The following is an 18,658-nucleotide window of genomic DNA, read 5'->3' on the forward strand; positions in this document are numbered from 1 at the left end:
TCGAGCAAGCTCGACTCTACGAAGTGCAGCCATCACGCACAAAAAAAAACCTGCATCTCGCGATGCAGGTTTTCAAAGGTGGCGCCCGAAGTTGGACTCGAACCAACGACCCCCTGATTAACAGTCAAGTGCTCTAACCGGCTGAGCTATTCGGGCAGACGACTAGTATAACCACTCTTCACGCGCGATGGTAGGGGTGATTGGCAATCATTGCCGCAGCCCGATACAACTGCTCGGCCACCACCAGCCGTACCAGCATGTGCGGCAGGGTCAGCGGGCCGATCGACCATTTCTCGTCGGCCAGCGCGGACACTTCCGACGAATGCCCTTCCGGGCCGCCGATCAGGAAAGCCAGGTCCCTGCCCTGCCCGCGCCAGTGCTCCAGGCGCTGCGCCAGCTGCTCTGAACTGAGCTGGCGACCGGGCACATCCAACGCCACCACGTAGGCGTTCTTCGGCAATGCCGCGATCACCCGCTTGCCTTCGTCTTCAGTGGCACGGCGCGCATCGCGGCCCTTGCCACGCAGGCCGGGTTCGATTTCCACCAGTTCAAACGGCAACCAGTGCGAGAGCCGCTTCTGGTATTCGGCAAACCCTTGCGCCACCCAGCTGGGGGCACGTTCGCCGGTGGCGATCAGACGGGCTTTCATCAAACAGTCCTCCACAAACGTCGACGGCGCCATCGGCGCCGTCGAAGGGGTGCGTCAACGCGCGGCTCAGGCCACTTCGTCGTCGCTGGTCGGCGGCTGGTCGCCCACGGTCCACAGGCGCTCCAGCGCGTAGAACTCGCGCACGCGCGGCAGCATTACGTGCACGATCACGTCGCCCAGGTCCACCAGCACCCATTCGGCTTCGCGCTCGCCTTCCACGCCCAGCGGCATCACGTCGATCTTCTTGGCGAAGCGCACGACTTCATCGGCGATCGACTTCACGTGGCGGGTGGAGGTACCGGAGACGATGACCAGGTAGTCGGCGACGCTGGACTTGCCACGCACGTCGATCTCGACCGGGTCCTTGGCCTTCAGGTCTTCGGTGGCTTGGCGGACGCTGGCCAGCAGTTCCGGCACCGAAGGCGGCGGGCTGGGCAGTTCGACCTTGATGGTCTGGGGCTGGGTCTGGTTGCTCAAAACGGATCGACTCGATAAACGTGGGGGCGATTATACGGGCAAGGCGCGCCCGCGGCATTCACGGGGTGGCCGGCCGGTACAGGCCGTGGTCGACCACGTAATCGGCCACCGCCGGCGGCAGCAGGGCCCGCCACGGGCCGGTCGCGGCAATCTGCGCACGCACCGCGCTGGCCGATTCCGAGCGCAACGGGTGGTGCAGGCGCAATACCCGCCCGCCGGGGCTGGCGAACAGGGCCTGCTCGTTGTCGGCCCAGCGGCCATCCAGGGCCTGGCCCAGGGCGCCATCCACCGAATCCTGCAGCGGGCTGCCCGGGCGCTCGGCAACGATGAAGTGGGCCAGGTCGAACAGGGCCTGCCACTCGTGCCAGGCCGGCAGGGCCAGCAGGCTGTCGGCGCCGACCAGCCAGGCCAGCGGCCGGCTCGGCCCCAGCTCGGCGCGCAGTTCGCGCAGGGTGTCTACGGTGTAGGAAGGGCGACCCGGGAAGCGCTTGGCCCGTTCCAGCTCGCGCCGGTCCAGCAGCAGGCCCGGCTCGTCGCCGATGGCCAGCGACAGCATGCGACAGCGCTGCTCGGCGGTGGCCCCAGGCGGCGCGCGGTGCGGCGGGTCGGCCGCCGGCAGCAGCCGCACCGCCACCTGCAGTTCATCGCGGGCGGCGCGGGCGATTGCCAGATGGCCCAGGTGCACCGGATCGAAGGTGCCCCCGTAATAGATGCGCAGGCTCATGGCTCAGGCCCGGGCCAGCAGGCGCACGGCGCGGGCCTCGGCCACCGCCACCAGCAACCGCTCCAGCGCCAGCCAGGCATCGCCGTCGGCGCGCCCCTTGGCAATGCGATCCACCAGGCCGGCTTCGGCCACGAAACGTTCCCAGCGCTTGCCTTCCGGGTGGCGCTGCAACGCGCGCTTGTAGGGCGCCTGGCGCGATTCCCAGATACCGCGCGACTTCATTTCCGCGGCCAGATTGCCGCCGCGCGCCTGCACCCGGGCCAGGCCGGCACCGGCCAGCAGTTCGCGAATGACCATCGGCATCAGCGCGGCCACCGCCTCGCCTTCACCGCGCAGCCCGGCCAGCATGCGCAACACTGCCTGCGGCTGCCCGGAGAACGTGGCTTCCAGCAGACGGAACACGTCGTAGCGGGCGGCGTCGGCCACCAGCGATTCCATCCGTTCCACGTCCAGCGGCTGGCCGTCGGCCAGCAGTGCCAGCTTGTCGATCTCCTGCGCGGCCGCCAGCAGGTTGCCTTCCACGCGTTCGGCCAGGCGCTGCACCGCGGCGGGATCGGCGCGCAGGCCCTTGCCACGCAGGCGGCGCTCGATCCAGTCGGGCAGTTCGTGCGGCTTGATCGCCCAGGCCACCGACAGCACGCCGACGCGGTTCACCGCTTCGGCCCACTTGCCCTGGTGGGCCTTGCTCCATTCATTGGCGGTGATCAGCAGTACGACGTCCGGCGCCGGGTTGGCGCAGAACTGGCTGATCACTTCGGCGCCGTCCTTGCCCGGCTTGCCGCTGGGCAGGCGCACTTCCACCAGGCGGCGGGCGCTGAACAGGCTGGGCGCATTGAAGCTGGCGTCGAGCTGGTTCCAGTCGAAGTCGCGGCCATCGGCATCGAACACTTCACGTTCGCCAATGCCGGCGGCGCGCGCGCGTGCGCGCACGGCATCGGCCGCTTCCAGCACACGCAGGGTTTCCGGCCCGGCGATCAGGTACACCGGCGCCAGCGCGGTATCACCGCCCTGGCTGGCCAACTGCTCCGGACGCAGTTCCATCGCTGCGCCGGCTCAGCGCTCGACCGGCGGTGCCGGCGTGGGCTGCACGTCCTGGGCCGCGGCCGGCTTGGGCGCTGCCAGGCTGCCGCCACGTTCCAGTTCGGCGCGCACCACGCTGTCGATGCGGCGGATGATGGACGCCGACATTTCCCGGCGCAGTTCATCGGCCAGGATCTCGCGTTCGGTGGTGGTACCGGTGGCGTCGGTCGGCGGCGACACGTAATCGCGCGACAGCTCGATCACCTGCTGCGGCACCAGTTCGCTGCCGTCTTCGCGGCGGAAGATGAAGATGACCGCATAGCGCAGGCTGTATTCCTGGGCACGGCCCTGTGCATCGATGGCGATGGGCAGATCGCCCCAGCGCTCGGACAACACCTGCAGCTGGGTGCTCGGCCCGATGCTTTCGTCGTCGGCCAGCTTGGCCCCGGACGCCAGCAGGCTGCGGTTGAGCAGCTTGACCAGTTCGCTGTACGGCGCGGTGGAGACCACCTTCACCGGTGCCGTATCGGTGGGCAGCATCAGCTTGTTGCGCAGATGGAAACCACAGCCGGCAAGGCCGAGGGCAAGGACGAGGGCAAGCAGGATTCGGGTCATGGGAACAGTCTGGCGGAGCCGGGCGATCACGGCAACAGACAGCCTGCCCGATCACGCGTGAACGCAGGGCCATCGGCCGCTGACGCCGGCGTGGGGAACACGCACCGGCCGCCACACGGGCGGCCGGTGCCGGACACATCAGGCAGCGACGATGTTCACGATCTTGCCGGGCACGATGATGATCTTGCGCACCGTCAGGCCTTCCATGAACTTGGCCGCGTTCGGCTCGGCCTGTGCCAGCGTTTCGATATGGTCGCGCGCGGCATCGGCGGCAACCTCGATGGTGCCGCGCAGCTTGCCGTTCACCTGCACCGCCAGGGTGACCGCATCGCGCACCAGCGCAGTGCTGTCGGCCTGCGGGAACGCCTGGTCTTCCAGCAGCGTTTCGCCGTGGCCCAGCACCTGCCACAGGGCATGGCTGGCGTGCGGGGTGATCGGGTTCAGCAGCAGCACCACGGCCTGCAGGGCCTCCTGGCGCACCGCACGGCCCTGCGCGCTGGCATCGTCGAACTTGGCCAGTGCGTTCATCAGCTCCATCACCGCCGCGATGGCGGTGTTGAAGCTGTGGCGGCGGCCGTAGTCGTCACCGACCTTGCCGATGGTTTCGTGGGTCTTGCGGCGCAGCGCCTTCTGGTTGGCATCCAGCGCAGCCACGTCCAGGGCCGGTGCCACGCCTTCTTCGGCGTGCTTGTGCACCTGGGTCCACAGGCGGCGCAGGAAGCGGGCCATGCCGTCCACGCCGGCCTCGTTCCACTCCAGCGACTGTTCCGGCGGCGCGGCGAACATCGAGAACAGGCGCACGGTGTCGGCGCCGTACTTGCCGACCATGGCCTGCGGGTCCACGCCGTTGTTCTTCGACTTGGACATCTTTTCGGTGCCACCCACCACCACCGGCTGGCCGTCGGCCACCAGGGTGGCGCCGGTGATGCGGCCGCGCTCGTCGCGCTGCACGTCCACGTCGGCCGGGTTGATCCAGTCCTTCGAGCCGTCCGGGTTCGGGCGGTAGTAGGTTTCGGCGATCACCATGCCCTGGCACAGCAGATTGCGCGCCGGTTCGTTGCTGTCCACCATGCGCGCGTCGCGCAGCAGCTTGTGGTAGAAGCGGAAGTACATCAGGTGCAGGATCGCGTGCTCGATGCCGCCGATGTACTGGTCCACCGGCAGCCAGTAGTTGCCGCGCTTGTCCACCGCATCACGCGCACCCGGCGAGGTGTAGCGGGCGTAGTACCAGCTCGATTCCATGAAGGTATCGAAGGTGTCGGTTTCGCGCTCGGCCGCGCCGCCGCAGTCCGGGCAGGTGGTCTTGCGCCATTCCGGGTCGGTCTTGATCGGCGAACCGGTACCCGAGAACGCCACGTCTTCCGGCAGCACCACCGGCAGCTGCTCTTCCGGCACCGGCACCGCGCCACACTTGTCGCAGTAGATCACCGGAATCGGGCAGCCCCAGTAACGCTGGCGGCTGACGCCCCAGTCGCGCAGGCGGTAGTTCACCCGGCGCTGGCCCTGGGCCTTGCGCTCGAACCGTTCGGCCAGGGCTTCAAAGGCGCCCTGGAAATCAAGGCCGTCGAATTCGGCCGAGTTGACCAGTTCGGTCTGCCGGCTCTTGTCGCTGTACCAGTCCTGCCAGCGGGTGGCGTCCCAGGTGCGCTCGTCGTCGTTGCGCGCATCCTTCAGCGCGATGACCTGCACGATCGGCAGGCCGTACTTGTTGGCCACCTCGTTGTCGCGCTGGTCGTGGCCGGGAACGGCCATCACCGCGCCGGTGCCGTAGCCCATCAGCACGAAATTGGCCACCCACACCGGCACCTGTTCGCCGGTGACCGGATGGATCGCGCGCAGGCCGGTGTCCATGCCGCGCTTTTCCTGGGTTTCCAGCTCGGCCTCGGTCACCCCACCCTGCTTCAGCTCGGCCAGCAGCGCGGCCAGCGCCGGGTTGCTCCTGGCCGCATGCAGGGCCAGCGGGTGTTCGGCGGCGATCGACACGAAGGTCACGCCCATCACGGTGTCCGGACGGGTGGTGAACACGCGCAGCGGGTCCAGCGCGCTGCCATCGGCATCGCGCACGTCGAACTGGATTTCCAGGCCTTCGGAACGGCCGATCCAGTTGCGCTGCATGGTCTTGACCGATTCCGGCCAGCCGTCCAGTTCATCCAGGCCGTCCAGCAGTTCCTGGGCGTAATCGGTGATGCGCAGGAACCACTGCGGGATCTCGCGCTTTTCCACCAGCGCGCCCGAACGCCAGCCGCGGCCGTCGATCACCTGCTCGTTGGCCAGCACGGTCTGGTCCACCGGGTCCCAGTTCACCACCGAGTTGCGGCGGTAGGCCAGGCCCTTGCGCATCAGGCGGGTGAACATGCGCTGCTCGTGGACGTAGTAGTCCGGGCGGCAGGTTGCGAACTCGCGCGACCAGTCGATGGCATAGCCCAGCGATTTCAGCTGGCTGCGCATGTGGTCGATGTTCTTGTAGGTCCACGCCGCCGGCGCGGTCTTGTTCTTGATGGCCGCGTTTTCCGCCGGCAGGCCGAACGCGTCCCAGCCCATCGGCTGCAGCACGTTGTGGCCGGTCATGCGCTTGTAGCGGCTGATCACGTCGCCAATGGTGTAGTTGCGCACGTGGCCCATGTGCAGCGCACCGGACGGGTACGGAAGCATCGACAGGCAGTAGTACTTCGGCTTGTCCGAGGTCTCGCTGACCTCGAAGGCACGGGTGGCGTCCCAGTATTGCTGGGCGGCGGATTCAACCTGCTGCGGGTCGTAGGCGATGGGTTCAGCGCTGGTCATGGAACACGCGGATGCGGCGGCAAAGCGGTACAGCGTACCGCAGTGCGGCAAACGTCTCCAATCCCGCTCATCGGTGGCAGTCTCAGCGCCCCCGCGACAGGGGCAGCGCCAGCGCCAGCCAGACCGCCCAGCAGGCAAACGCCAGGCGCTGCGCGAATGGCGCCGGCAGTACCCCCTGCAGGCCGAAAGCGGCCACCGCCGCGGCAATGCCGACCACCAGCGCCAGCACGCCCGGCGCCCGTGCGCCGGGGTCGCGCAGGCGGCTGGCGCCCAGCATGCAGGCGCCGGCCACGAACCCCAGCACCCAGACCATCCAGGCGCTGGCGTGCAACTGGCTGGCGCCGCCATGCAGATCGTCCAGGTCCAGCGGCAGCACGCCCATGGCCGCGAAGGCCAGACCGGCCAGCAGCAGCATCTGGCTGCCCACCCGGCCCGCCCAGCCTTCGGTGGCCGGCAGTCGCCGGCGCAGGCGCTCGGCCACCACCATCGCCAGCATGCCCGGCGCCACGAAGCCCAGCAGGTTGAACGCCCAGGCATGCGGCACCCCGTGCGCGCCAAGCAGGGCAACCGGGTGCACCGCCTGCGCATAGCCGCCCAGGCCCGCACCGAAGCCGACCACCGCGGCAATGAACAGCAGTGCGGCGCACAGCCCCAGCCAACGATCAATCCGGACCCACGACATGGTGCCTACCCGTACGACAGAAGAAGCGCCCATTGTCGCGGCCGGCACGCGGGGCGCCAAGCCGCGACGTGAGGAAAGGGTTGAGACCGTCATCGATCGACACCATAGAATCGGTCTCCTGTTGCCGAACGATGTGCCCCCATGACCGAGACGACCTACGTATTCGACGCCACGACCGCGACCTTCGAGGCCGAAGTCCTGCAGAAGTCGCTGCAGACGCCGGTGCTGGTCGACTTCTGGGCGACCTGGTGCGGCCCGTGCAAGACCCTGGGGCCGATGTTGGAAAAGCTGGCCGCCGAGTACAACGGCGCCTTCGAGCTGGCCAAGGTGGACGTGGATGCCGAGCAGCAGATCGCTGCGGCCTTCCAGATCCGCTCGGTGCCCACCGTGTTCCTGGTCAAGGGCGGCCAGCTGGTGGACGGCTTCCCCGGTGCCATTCCGGAAGGCCAGCTGCGCGAATTCCTGGCCCAGCACGGCATCGTGCCGGCCGACGTTGGCGATACCAGCAGCGAAGAAGAGGCACCGCTGGACCCGCAGGGTCAGGTGGACGTGCTGCGCGCGCAGATCGCCGCCGAGCCGGACAAGGACGAACTGAAGCTGGACCTGGCGCTGGCCCTGCTGCAGATCGGCGGGGTGGACGAAGCAGGCAAGCTGATCGACGCCCTGCCGGCCAACCTGGCCACCGATGACCGCGCCGTGCGTGGCCGCGCCCGCCTGGCCTTCGCCACCGCACTGAAGGATGCGCCGGCCGCCGATGCGCTGGACGCGCGCATTGCCGCCGACGGCAAGGACCTGCAGGCGCGCCATCTGCGCGGCGTGCAGCTGCTGCTGGGCGGCCACGATGAAGCCGCGCTGGAACAGTTCCTGGAAATGCTGCGCATCGACCGCGGCTATGACGACAACCTGCCGCGCCGCACGCTGATCGACGCCTTCAACGTCATCGCCGACGAAGACCTGGTGGGCCGCTACCGTCGCAAGATGGCGTCGCTGCTGTTCTGAGGCCGCTGTTTTCGTTCAGGATTCCAGCCACGCACCGGGCAATAATGTGATGCCGGCCGCATTTTTGCGCAGCCGGCATCCATTCCGGGGGGAATAAGTCAGGGCCATGGGGTCTGCACGCTGGCCCCCGCATTGCCGGGACTGCATGCCGTGACCGTTGGGATCTCGTCTGTCGTTGTGCGCGTGTTCGCCACGCTGCTTGCCGCCGCCACCCTGCTGCCCGCCAGCGCAGCCGCGCAGGATTGGACCTACCGGGTGCGCCCCGGTGACACCCTGTGGGATCTGGGCGGGGCGTACCTGAAACCCAGCGTGCCCTGGCAGCAGTTGCAGCAGCACAACCGCATCGACAACCCCTACCGCCTGCCCCCGGGCCAGCCGTTGCGCTTCCCGATCGGCTGGCTGCGCGTGGAACCGGCGCCGGCGCGGGTACTGGCCGTGCGCGGCCCGGTGCAGCTGGCCGCCGGCACTGGCGCCGCCACCCGCGCACTGCAGGCCGGTGAGAACCTGCATATCGGTGATGTGGTGCAGACCGGCGCCGATGCCAGCCTGACCCTGGAATTTGCCGATGCCTCGCGCCTGCAGCTGCGCGAGCATTCGCGGCTGCGGCTGGACCAGCTCAGCCGCTACGGCCGTACCGGCATGGTCGACACCCGCATGCGCCTGCAGCAGGGCCGTGCCAGCAACCGCGTCACCCCCGCACGCGGCCCGGCATCGCGCTACATCATCGATGCACCCACCGCGACCAGCAGCGTGCGCGGCACCGTGTTCCGGGTCAGCGCCGGCCAGGCCGGGCAGCCGGCCGCCACCGAAGTGCTGGAAGGCAAGGTGCAGGTCGGCAATCGACGCGGCCAGCAACTGGTGCACCCCGGCCAGGCCAGCATGGCGCCGGATATGGATGCGGCGCCGATGGCGGCGTCGGCACTGCTGCCCGCCCCGTCCTTGGCTGTAGATACGTTGCAGCGCCCCGGCCTGCCGCTGCAGCTGCACTGGCAACCGGTGGACGGCGCCGACCACTACCGCATTGAAGTGGTGCAGGCGGCGATGGCCGAGATTCTGCTGTTCGCCACGACCACGACCGACCCGCGGCTGACCATTGCCGCGCTGCCGCCCGGCCAACACCGCCTGCTGTTGCGCGCGGTCGACGCGCAGGGCGTGGAAGGCCTGGACGCCAGCGCCGATTTCAGCCTGGACGACCAGCCGCCACCGCCGCTGACGGTCGCACCGCTGCACGGACAGGACGTCAACAGCGACCGCCCGCGATTCCGCTGGACCCGGGCCCCGGGCGCGCAGGCCAGCGTGCTGCAGATCGCCAGCGAACCGCAGTTCCTGTCGCCCCTGCAGGAGCAGGCCACCACCGGCACCGATCTGCGCCTGCGCCAGCCGTTGCCGCCGGGCCAGTATTTCTGGCGCGTGGCCTCGCGCGACGGCCAGGGCCGGCAAGGGCCGTACGGGGACGCGCTGCCCCTGCAGCTGACCGACCTGCCGGTGGACCCGGCCCTGCAGCCGCCGGAAGCGGACGGCAAGGCGCTGACCCTGCGCTGGCAACCGGGCAGCGCGGGCCAGACCTACCGCGTGCAGGTTTCCCGCAACGGTGCATTCGAGGCACCATGGCTGGACCAGACCGTCGAGCAGCCCCAGGTGAGTTTCAAGCGCCCTTGGCACGGCACCCTGCACGTGCGCGTGCAGTACATTGATGATGACGGCCACGCCGGCCCGTTCTCGCCCGCGCAGCAGGTCAGCCTGCCGTGCCGGCTGTGCTACGGCGCCGGCGGTGGTGCCGCCCTGCTCTGGCTGCTGCTGTGAGGCGCTCGCCGCTGCCCTGGTCGCGGCGGTTGATGCTGGCCGTGCTGGCCTTCGTGGCCACCGCCGTGGCCAGCCACGGGCAGTGGCTGTGGCGGCAGGATGAAGCGGCCTACGACCTGATGGTCGGCGACTGGACCTACCGCCCCGACCCCAGCGTGCTGGTGGTGGCCATCGACGAAGACAGTCTGGCGCGCATCGGCCAGTGGCCGTGGCCGCGTTCGGTGCACGCACGCCTGTTGGACCGCCTGACCGATGCCGGTGCCGAACGCGTGGCGCTGGACCTGATGCTGACCGAGCCCGACCGGCGCGACAGCCGCCAGGATGCCGAGTTGGCCGCCGCCATCCGCCGCAATGGACGCGTGGTGCTGCCGGTGCTGGCGGCGCCCGCCGCCGGCGATCGCATGGCCGAAGAGCTGCTGCCCATCCCGCTCATTGCCGACAGCGCTGCGGCGCTGGGCCATAGCGATGTGGAAGTGGATGGCGACGGCGTGGCCCGCGGGGTTTACCTGCATGCGGGCATCGGCCAACCGCATTGGCCGGCGCTAGGGCTGGCCCTGGCCGACCTGCCGGTGCACGCCGCGCGCGGGCTGCCCGACCCCGATCCGGCGCTGGAATCGCCGTACCAGTGGCGCCGCGATGACTACGTGCGCGTGCGCTACGCCGGCCCGCCGGAGCAGTTGCCGCAGGTGTCCTATGCCGATGTACTGGATGGCCAGGTGGATGCCGCCCTGCTGCGCGACCGCCGCATCGTGGTCGGCATGACCGCCAGTGGCATTGCCCCGCGGCTGCTGACCCCGACCACGCGCGAGTACTGGATGAGCGGCAGCGAATACCAGGCCAACATCGCCTCGATGCTGCTGCAGGGCAAGCAGATCCAGGTAGTTCCGCCGCTGGTGCAGGACCTGGTGGCCGGTCTGCTGGCCGCGCTGTGCGTGCTGCTGCTGGGCCTGCGCCTGCCTTGGCTGGCCGCCCTGTGTTCGCTGCCGATGGGCCTGGCAACCAGCTGGCTGCTGTTGCGCACGGCCAGCCTGTGGTGGGCCCCGGCCGCAGCCACCTTCGGCATCCTGATGGTGCTGCTGGTATGGGCGGTCTGGCGCATTTCTGCCTGGCACCGCCAGGCCAACCGCGACGCGCTGACCGGGCTGGGCAACCGCCTGCGCTTCGAACAATCGCTTCAACAGGAATGCGACGCCGCACGGCGCAGTGGCAAACCGCTGAGCCTGGTGCTGATCGACGTGGACCATTTCAAGCGGCACAACGACCGCCATGGCCACCAGCTGGGCGACCGCGTGCTGCGCGACGTGGCCGCGCTGATCGCCGCCCATGCGCGACGCCCGCGCGACATGGCCGCGCGTTACGGCGGCGACGAATTCGCGATGGTGCTGCCGGACACGCCAACCAGCGGCGCGCGCCAGGTGATCGAAGACCTGATTGCCGACGTACGCGCCCTGCCCGCGCCGGCAGCAGGCGACGACAGCCGCATCACCCTCACCATCGGCGTCTATACGCGGGTACCGGACAGCCAGCTGCACCCGCACCATTTCGTCGAAGGCGCCGACGCCGCACTGTACCGCGCCAAGGCCAACGGCCGCGACGGCTACGCCATGGACGGCGCCTGACCCCCCCCCGCCCGATACTCGTAGCGTCGAGCTTGCTCGACTGCCCCTCGCGCGATCCCCGTAGAGTCGAGCTTGCTCGACTGCTCTTTGCGCCATCCCCGTAGAGTCGAGCTTGCTCGACTGCTCTGCGCGCGATGTCGGCGAAAAGCAGTCGAGCAAGCTCGACTCTACCGACGGAAGAATCAGAGCTGCCTGACAGCAGTGCCCCGCCGGCGTCAAGCATTCTGGGACATGCCCAGCCCAGCGCTCCTGCGCCATCGCCGCTCAGCCATCGGTCACTTCTATGTCATCACCAGCGTGACGGCAGATCGCCACTGCCTGTTTCGCGACCCTGCTCGCGCCGCCCTGCTGGAAGACGCCTTCCGCCACAGCGACCGACAGGGGCTGACACGCTCCTGTGCCTGGGTGGTCATGCCCGACCATTTCCATTGGGTCATGCAACTGCGCGAGGGCTCGCTGGGGCGATGCGTGCAGGCTTTGAAATCGCAGTCGGCCATTGCCATCAATGCTGCGCTGGGCGGCCATGCGTCGGTGTGGCAGCGGGGGTACTACGACCATTGGATTCGTGACGAGCGCGATGTCCGCCAGCAGGCCCTGTACGTGATCGCCAATCCCGTGCGGGCAGGATTGGCGCAACGGTTGGGGGAATATCCCCATGCATGGTGTCGCTGGCCGCTTTCGTAGGGTCGAGCTTGCTCGACTGTCTTTTCCCGACAGGGGCCGTCGAGCAAGCTCGACGCTACCAAAGCGGGATCAAAAGCCGTCGAGCAAGCTCGACGCTACCAAAGCGGGGTCAAATGCAAAGCCGTGGAGCGGGCGCGATGCCACGAAAGCAGGAGGACGCTCGGCAGACGGCCATCCCGCGCGACCCGACAAGGCCCCGGGGTTCAACATACGGTAGCGAATGGTTAGACTCAAGACCTCGCCCCCTGCCCCGCACCTGCATGAAAGCCAGCACCTTCCGTCTCGGCATCAACCTGTGGCCGCCGTTCCTGTTCACCGGCATCCATGTCACCCGCATCACCGCCGACTACCGGCAGATCGACGTCGAGCTGCGCATGCGCCCGTGGAACCGCAACTACGTGGGATCAATCATGGCAACTAAGATGTGATGCCACTTGCTCCATCCGTCCCGGTGGCCTAGGATCGGTCGACATCCCGCGGGACCGCCGGCATGCGTGTAATAGCTCGTGATCCACATCAGCTAGAAGCTGCCGGCTATCCGTCGCTGGTCCACGTCCCATTTCTAATTCACGAAGACGGGACCTACCCTGATGAAGCGAACAGGTACATTCGCGTCCGTTCGTTATGTGAATGGCAGTTGCAAATGGGGAACGAGTCTGCGCCATCTCGATCCGGCAGGCGATTCCTGACAGCCCAAACGTCCCATGCCGTCGCCTGGCGTATCGGAGCGTTTCTAGATTGGTGTGAAGAGACCAAACGTGATTGGCGAGAAGCCAGCTATTTTGATGACCTAATACTGGCATGGCAGCCTAAACTTCTTTCTGGTGAGGCAAGCAAATCGGGCAAACCACTTAGTCACGACGCTGCAAACGTTTTGATTAGCGAGGCATGCTATTTCCTAACTTGGGCCGGCGATCCACTTCGTGGCCTGAGAGAACCATTCAACGTGGTGACCAATAGTGTTTCGGTCTCGACGTCAAGAGGAACAAGCGCCAGCGGTGACAGAAGGCGCAGCGTGGAATCGCGCGTAGGGGCCCTAGCCTCTACTAGAGGCCAGTTCCTTCTTCCGACTCCGGAGGAGGTGGGGATCTGGATGCTGGGCATGCGATCACGCTACCCGGTCAAGGCATTGATGGCTGAGCTCATCCTTGCCACTGGCATAAGGCTCAGCGAATGTTGCGAGTGGCGCATCGACACACTTCCACACAAGGAACTATGGACGATTCGCGACGGCAAGGTCACCGTAGTCCTTCGCCATGGAATCAAAGGACCCAAGGTCACCCCAGGAAGCACGCTTTCGGCTAGACCTCGAGACATTGAGATTCCCATTGAACTCGCGCTCCGAATCAATCACTACGCCACCGTCACTCGCCCAACTCAGCTGTTACGCTGGACAAAGGCAGATAAAACCCCTGACGGTCGCACAAGGCGCATCCGCGCACAAAAGCCCATCCATCTTTGGCTATCCGAATTTTCCAACCAGCCATTTGACAAGAATCAGTTATACAACGCCTGGACCACCGCTCCAGGCCGCCCCAGAGGATGGCACCCTCACCGCGGCCGACACTTCTTCGCTGTGGAAACTGTCGTCGAATGGTTGCGCAATGATCTAGCCTCCCGGCGAACATCAGACGTTCCGGAGATGTCCTGGCTCTTGGCAGTTGCAAGAGATCAGATCAGCCTGATACTCGCCCCAAAGATGGGACACGTTAGCGCAGAGACGACTCTCCTGTATCTGAAAGCAGCACATTCACGCCTGGCGCAAGAGTACGGGCACCCCGCGATTCGTTGGCAAAACTTCTGTGACCAAGCGAGCGATTAGCCAATGCACATCACTGGCCAACCGCTATTCCCAGCAAAATTCATTCAGTGCACACATCCGGATCACCTGAGCCATTCCATGGACTTTTCCGAGTTCTGGAATGGCACATCAAAGATGGGGCCTGAACGTAGATTCAACTGGAAGGGTGACATCTTGGGTCGCCCAGAGCTTGCGAATGCCCTATGGCACCCTCTACGCCACCATTTGGCAGGCAGAAAGCCAAGTGCATTTCTCAGCGCCATCTCAGCACTGAGAGACTTTTTCCGATTCTTAGACACCTATGAGGCTGCAGGGCATCAACCAATCGTCAGGCTTGACGATATCCGAATGGAGCACTCCATTTTATGGCTTACCCCCCTACCCGGAACCTGGGAGCCACCAAACCAAAAGCGCATCCACAACATAGTCGGAAGCCTCATACGTGCGGCCCGCAAAGACGTCTTTGGTCCGCAGGATACATTTGACTGGCACCCCTTTCATAAACGCAACCCAATAAATACGAAAGAGATTCCATCCGAGTCTGAGACAAGAGAGGCACTCGCCTTACTGAAAGGCAGAGCTCGAGTTATATTCGCCCGCTGGAAGCGTGCAGATGAACTGGCAAGCCAGGGACGAAACTTACTCGATATAAGGCAAGGAAAGGGAAGAAGCGGGGCTTTCGACTTTGAGGTGTCAGAGGCCGATCTGCATACGACATATCGCGAAATAATAAAGAGAAGTGGCGACGCGATTCCTAGTGTCTATCGCGTTACGGCCGCGCTAGGACATGCCGAAGGACAGCGCAACATCCCCGGATGGTGGCCCGTCCATCCTCTCGGCCATGTCAAGCGCGGAGAGCGAATCCAGATCGACGAATTGATTGCTGGACTCTATCCGTCGATCGAAGACATCCAGACGCTCCTCCTCCTATTCATTGCTAGAACCGGCTGGAACGCGAGCACGGCAGTTGCCCTGGACATTTCAGATGGAAGCTGGGCACAGCTGCACGGGGATACCAGTTCAGGCTTGTGGCGCATTGAATCAATGAAGGCGCGCGCGAACTCTTGGCAGTGGACGCTTTCCCAAGAGCGTACCACGACAGGCGCTTATCAGATCATAAGAACACTTCTTGACCGAACGCACGAGCTTAGGAACTTAGTACTCACCTCTCCCGAACGTTCGAGTCACCCATCCATTGCCGCGAGGTCGCCTTGGCTGGCGGCAGGGTCTAGCTCGAGATCCTCGCAGGTGTTCGTCCAAACAAGCGAACACGGGAATCGACCGGCCGCTCACTGGAAGAATCTAGTAAAAGAGCACAATGCATCTGCTCCGCCGCATCGACCAAAAATTCCCGAATCGATGACACCATCAGACTGGAGAGACATATACGCGGACTTCGTTTTCCGCGACTCCAGATATTCGTGGATCATGGTCCAGTGGGCTCTCGGCCACAAACACTTGCGCACAACGCGACACTACCTTCGATCACGCCTGTGGCGTCAATCCAGCGAGAAGAAGCTATCCCACCTCGTGACCACTATGATCAACGGCATTGAGGTAAACGCAAGAATCGACTTTGCGGTGATACGCGCAGAGGTCGAATTGGGACAGAAGGTCGACAAGGCCGCACTGGATAGGCTCGATCTTTACCGCTTAGCACTGACAGAACGCGACTTAAGCTACACCGGTCATTTCTGCACTTCTCCATTCACTCCTCCTCGACAAATTGACCCGACCAACTCACTCAGCGGCTTGGAGCGATGCAAACGAGGCGAACGCTGCACCAGCTGCCCTCAGGGGCTCGCGGTAGACAGCTTCTTGATGTGCAAGAGAGTTGCTGAGCTCAAATGGCTCAAAGAAAACGTTAATGACGTTATCTGGCACGAGTCTCACTATGCATGCGACTTGGACTCCCTTCTAGCCGAATTGACACAGTGGCCAGCGGACGATGTTGCTTCGCAAGTCAGGCATTGGGAGGAGAAGATCGCCAAAGGGCATCACCGAGTACTTCGGTTCGGTGGAAATTAATGATCACGCCTAAATCAAATCGAAATACGATAGCCGAGACGCAGGCTAAAATCCTAAGCGAGCTTGATCCTCGCGCCATAAAGTCCATGAGTCGCGAGCAGCTATCAGAACTGCAGAAGCGCCTAGGCTATGGTGATCAGTGGCGAATCTGGGAAGTACCCAAGGCATGGGCACCTCCATCGCATGCGTCCATGGGACATCGAATTGTTCGCCTGATTGATGACCGCCCAGAGGCTGACGTTGCTTGGACAGAGATACTGCGATTCGCACTCGTGCGATCATTGGTTCCCGGACAACGCTATGGAGTTCCAAAGCCTTTAACTGTGAGGAATGAGGTAAGGACGGCGACTCAAGTGGCCAGCACAATGATCGACCTCAAACCGGAGCCAGCCAGATGGTGGAGTCTTACGTCTGAAGACGAGCTCGTGCGACGGAAGGGCGTACGCGGGAAGACTCTTTTCCTCAGCCTGGGCTATCTGCATCGTCAAGGTTATATATGGGACTGCCCAGCATCACGGCCCCTAGATGGCAAGTACGAACGCAACCGAAAGAACGAGCCTCCACCAAAAAACCATGCAAAGGGCGGCAAACAATGGCTTCCGCTGCCAGATGAGTTCACAGGCCAATGTGGGCAAAGAGCACTTTGGATTCTCACAACACTTGGCCCTACTCTGCTGGCCCTCTTTGATGCGGTCCTTCAAACAGATCGCGAACTTGTGTCATCTGATAGCGCGGGCAAGTCGCTTTCAAGTAGGAACGCAAAGATCGTTAAGTTGATTCGTGAATGGACGTGGTCGGATCCGAACGGAGCAGCAATATCCTCAGTGCCCTTCTCTCTACACATGAAGAGAAAGGTCCGGCACTCCACCGCGGCGAAGGATGCTCAACTCCCAGCGTATGAAAACTTCACGTGGCCGCCAAACACCCTGGGAGAGGTTACTCAGTTGGTGTCCACGTTGCAGTCTTGCCATCTATGGTTACTGCTGCTCGCCTCTGGCCCGAGAGCTTCGACAGTACTCGGCTACGATACAAATTGCCTCGTGCGATCTTCGGATGGCCTTCGATTGGAGGCTAGGCTCTACAAGACAGCGGAACAAAGAACCGGGCGCAATCGTGACTGGCCTGCGCCTCCGATTGTGATAAAGACCATCGAACAGCAGATGCGCCTTGCGGAACTGATAAAATCGAGCAACAGGGCTTCGCCAGAGGCAGTTGGAAATCATCTGTGGGTGCAGACGCACCGTACTCACCAGAAAAAAGGGGGAGTCGGAGCCCCTATGAAGCATATCAACGATCCCCTAGAGGCATTGGTTCGCGTATTCGGTCTAAGGCATCTTCTGGATTCAGCCAACCCCAGAGTTCACTCTCATCGCTTCCGAAAGACCCTCGCACGGATCGTTGCACTCACTCTTACCAACGCGCAGATGATCCTCATGGACTGCTTCGGACATGACGATCCAGAGATGACGCTACGGCGCTACATCCTCAGCGACCCCGCGATTGTGGCCGACGTTGAGCGAGTACAGCGGGAACTTGTGATCCTTATGGCGAAGGAGGCAATTGGGTCTGCGGAAGACTTGGGGGGCGCCATGGGGCAAGGCATTCGCGATGCAAGGGAAAAGTACTTGCGCGTGCATCGCAAGAGCTCACTGGATCCGCAGGATGTGTACGAGCTTGCAGAGGCCCTTACCATGCAGGGGAGAGACTGGGTTGCAGTTATGCCCGGCGTGATATGCACTCTTCCAGTTGGCTTCACGGGTCCCTGCGCATCTCACCAGGGGGGCCGAAACCCTGCCAACTGTCAGCCTGGTTGCAGCAACCAGCTTCTTTTGGCATACAACAGATCAGAGTGCGACGACATGGTTCGCTACATTGTTGAGCAACTGCAGAAGGCGATCGATGAGGAGGCAGTACAGATGGTTGCGCTTTGGGCTGGCCAGCTTAATAACTGGCTCTATCGATGGAACAGCGTCTTCGAAGCTTGGGTAGACCACCCATTGATCGCTGCCTACGGGAAGGCTCAACCAGGAAGGTCCTCGAATGAGTAAGAACAGCCTTCCGGAACAGCTTAGGATCCAGGCACGCTCTCGGACTCAGAATGTAGTGAAGAAGCTGGAAGCAGCAATGTCAGCGATGGAGCGTGACATCGACGCTAACGAAGGCATCTATCCATTCAATGGGGGACGGGCGTCAAAGGCTGAGGTGTGTCGTCGCGCCGGCGTAAGCAAAGTTACACTTCAAGGTTTTGCTCATAGAGCGACTACCAGCAAACGCATCGATGCCTGGCTCAAGGGTCTGCGAGACAAGATGCTCGTTGGCAGGAAGTCGGTGCGCAAAGCGGTTACCTTGCGCGCAGACAACTGGAGGGAGCTCTATCTTCAGGCAGTCCGCCAGACCGACCTGTACAGAATCGAAGCCATTGCCCAACAACACTTGCTTTCGACAGCACAGCAGCAAATCGCGGAGCTTGAGCTACAAGTCAAAGGACTCCTGCAGGCAGCCTCCGCAGGGAAAGTGGTAAGCATCTCTCAGAGTCGACTAGATTAGCGCCGGCGAAAACATAGGCACCAGAAACACAGCTCTGCCCTCTGGGCATATGCGAGTGAAGTTGTTGTAATTGTCGGCGAATCGAAGCCACAAGCGGCACTGGACCGTTGATCGCGCCGAATTCGCACTTCGGGGCTATATCCAATATTTGCATTGCGCAGAGAGGTTGACTTGCTGTGTATCGAACGGCTCATGACGCAGAGTTAGAGCTCCCCTATCTCAACCACCG

14 protein-coding genes, 1 tRNA gene and 1 pseudogene are annotated in these 18,658 nt (G+C 64.0%); 8 read left to right on the top strand and 8 right to left on the bottom strand.

Annotation, left to right across the window (positions count from 1 at the left end; genetic code table 11):
- Window positions 1-79 precede the first annotated feature (79 nt).
- From C1930_RS14070 to C1930_RS14105, 8 genes are all read right to left on the bottom strand, one after another.
- Window positions 80-156, bottom strand: a tRNA-Asn gene (locus tag C1930_RS14070).
- Between the two features lie 22 nt (window positions 157-178).
- Window positions 179-649 (bottom strand): 23S rRNA (pseudouridine(1915)-N(3))-methyltransferase RlmH, encoded by a 471-nt coding sequence (gene rlmH / locus C1930_RS14075; RefSeq protein ID WP_108756830.1) that lies wholly within the window; start codon window positions 647-649, stop codon window positions 179-181.
- A gap of 66 nt (window positions 650-715) precedes the next feature.
- Window positions 716-1,126, bottom strand: coding sequence for a ribosome silencing factor (gene rsfS / locus C1930_RS14080; protein ID WP_108750646.1), 411 nt, complete (start codon window positions 1,124-1,126; stop codon window positions 716-718).
- 58 nt (window positions 1,127-1,184) lie between these two features.
- Window positions 1,185-1,850 (bottom strand): nicotinate-nucleotide adenylyltransferase, encoded by a 666-nt coding sequence (nadD, locus tag C1930_RS14085; protein WP_108753753.1) that lies wholly within the window; start codon window positions 1,848-1,850, stop codon window positions 1,185-1,187.
- A gap of 3 nt (window positions 1,851-1,853) precedes the next feature.
- Window positions 1,854-2,891, bottom strand: coding sequence for a DNA polymerase III subunit delta (gene holA / locus C1930_RS14090; RefSeq protein WP_108753754.1), 1,038 nt, complete (start codon window positions 2,889-2,891; stop codon window positions 1,854-1,856).
- A gap of 12 nt (window positions 2,892-2,903) precedes the next feature.
- Window positions 2,904-3,485: an LPS assembly lipoprotein LptE gene (gene lptE / locus C1930_RS14095; RefSeq protein ID WP_108771989.1), complete on the bottom strand. Its 582-nt coding sequence runs from the start codon at window positions 3,483-3,485 to the stop codon at window positions 2,904-2,906.
- Window positions 3,486-3,623: 138 nt separating this feature from the next.
- Entirely contained in the window at window positions 3,624-6,266 is a 2,643-nt protein-coding gene (gene leuS / locus C1930_RS14100) for a leucine--tRNA ligase (protein ID WP_108756831.1), read from the bottom strand.
- Between the two features lie 82 nt (window positions 6,267-6,348).
- The gene (locus C1930_RS14105; protein WP_108756832.1) at window positions 6,349-6,948 is read right to left on the bottom strand and encodes a DUF998 domain-containing protein; all 600 of its coding nucleotides are present in this window, start codon (window positions 6,946-6,948) and stop codon (window positions 6,349-6,351) included.
- A gap of 141 nt (window positions 6,949-7,089) precedes the next feature.
- Between C1930_RS14105 and trxA the strand changes: the two genes are divergently transcribed.
- The 8 genes and pseudogenes from trxA (at window position 7,090) to C1930_RS14140 (ending at window position 18,429) form a co-directional block, all read left to right on the top strand.
- The gene (gene trxA, locus C1930_RS14110; RefSeq protein ID WP_108756833.1) at window positions 7,090-7,947 is read left to right on the top strand and encodes a thioredoxin; all 858 of its coding nucleotides are present in this window, start codon (window positions 7,090-7,092) and stop codon (window positions 7,945-7,947) included.
- A gap of 162 nt (window positions 7,948-8,109) precedes the next feature.
- Window positions 8,110-9,750 (top strand): FecR domain-containing protein, encoded by a 1,641-nt coding sequence (locus C1930_RS14115; RefSeq protein WP_108772604.1) that lies wholly within the window; start codon window positions 8,110-8,112, stop codon window positions 9,748-9,750.
- Window positions 9,747-11,369, top strand: a complete 1,623-nt coding sequence (locus tag C1930_RS14120; RefSeq protein ID WP_108771990.1) for a CHASE2 domain-containing protein — start codon at window positions 9,747-9,749, stop codon at window positions 11,367-11,369. Before C1930_RS14115 ends, C1930_RS14120 begins: the two co-directional genes overlap by 4 nt.
- A gap of 231 nt (window positions 11,370-11,600) precedes the next feature.
- On the top strand, window positions 11,601-12,053 hold the full coding sequence (locus C1930_RS14125; RefSeq protein ID WP_108771991.1) for a transposase: 453 nt from the start codon (window positions 11,601-11,603) through the stop codon (window positions 12,051-12,053).
- A 260-nt stretch (window positions 12,054-12,313) separates the two neighbouring features.
- Window positions 12,314-12,460: pseudogene (locus C1930_RS14130) on the top strand (tetrameric acyl-CoA thioesterase); the annotation flags it as partial.
- Window positions 12,461-13,878: 1,418 nt separating this feature from the next.
- Window positions 13,879-15,882 (top strand): hypothetical protein, encoded by a 2,004-nt coding sequence (locus C1930_RS20320; protein WP_159093609.1) that lies wholly within the window; start codon window positions 13,879-13,881, stop codon window positions 15,880-15,882.
- Window positions 15,883-17,159: 1,277 nt separating this feature from the next.
- Window positions 17,160-17,930 carry a hypothetical protein gene (locus C1930_RS14135; protein WP_159093610.1) on the top strand — a complete coding sequence of 257 codons (771 nt, stop codon included), beginning with the start codon at window positions 17,160-17,162 and terminating at the stop codon, window positions 17,928-17,930.
- Window positions 17,923-18,429 (top strand): hypothetical protein, encoded by a 507-nt coding sequence (locus C1930_RS14140; RefSeq protein ID WP_159093611.1) that lies wholly within the window; start codon window positions 17,923-17,925, stop codon window positions 18,427-18,429. The genes C1930_RS14135 and C1930_RS14140 overlap by 8 nt, the downstream gene beginning before the upstream one ends.
- Window positions 18,430-18,658 lie beyond the last annotated feature (229 nt).

Source organism: Stenotrophomonas sp. SAU14A_NAIMI4_8, from assembly GCF_003086695.1.
In the GTDB taxonomy this organism is placed as follows: domain Bacteria; phylum Pseudomonadota; class Gammaproteobacteria; order Xanthomonadales; family Xanthomonadaceae; genus Stenotrophomonas.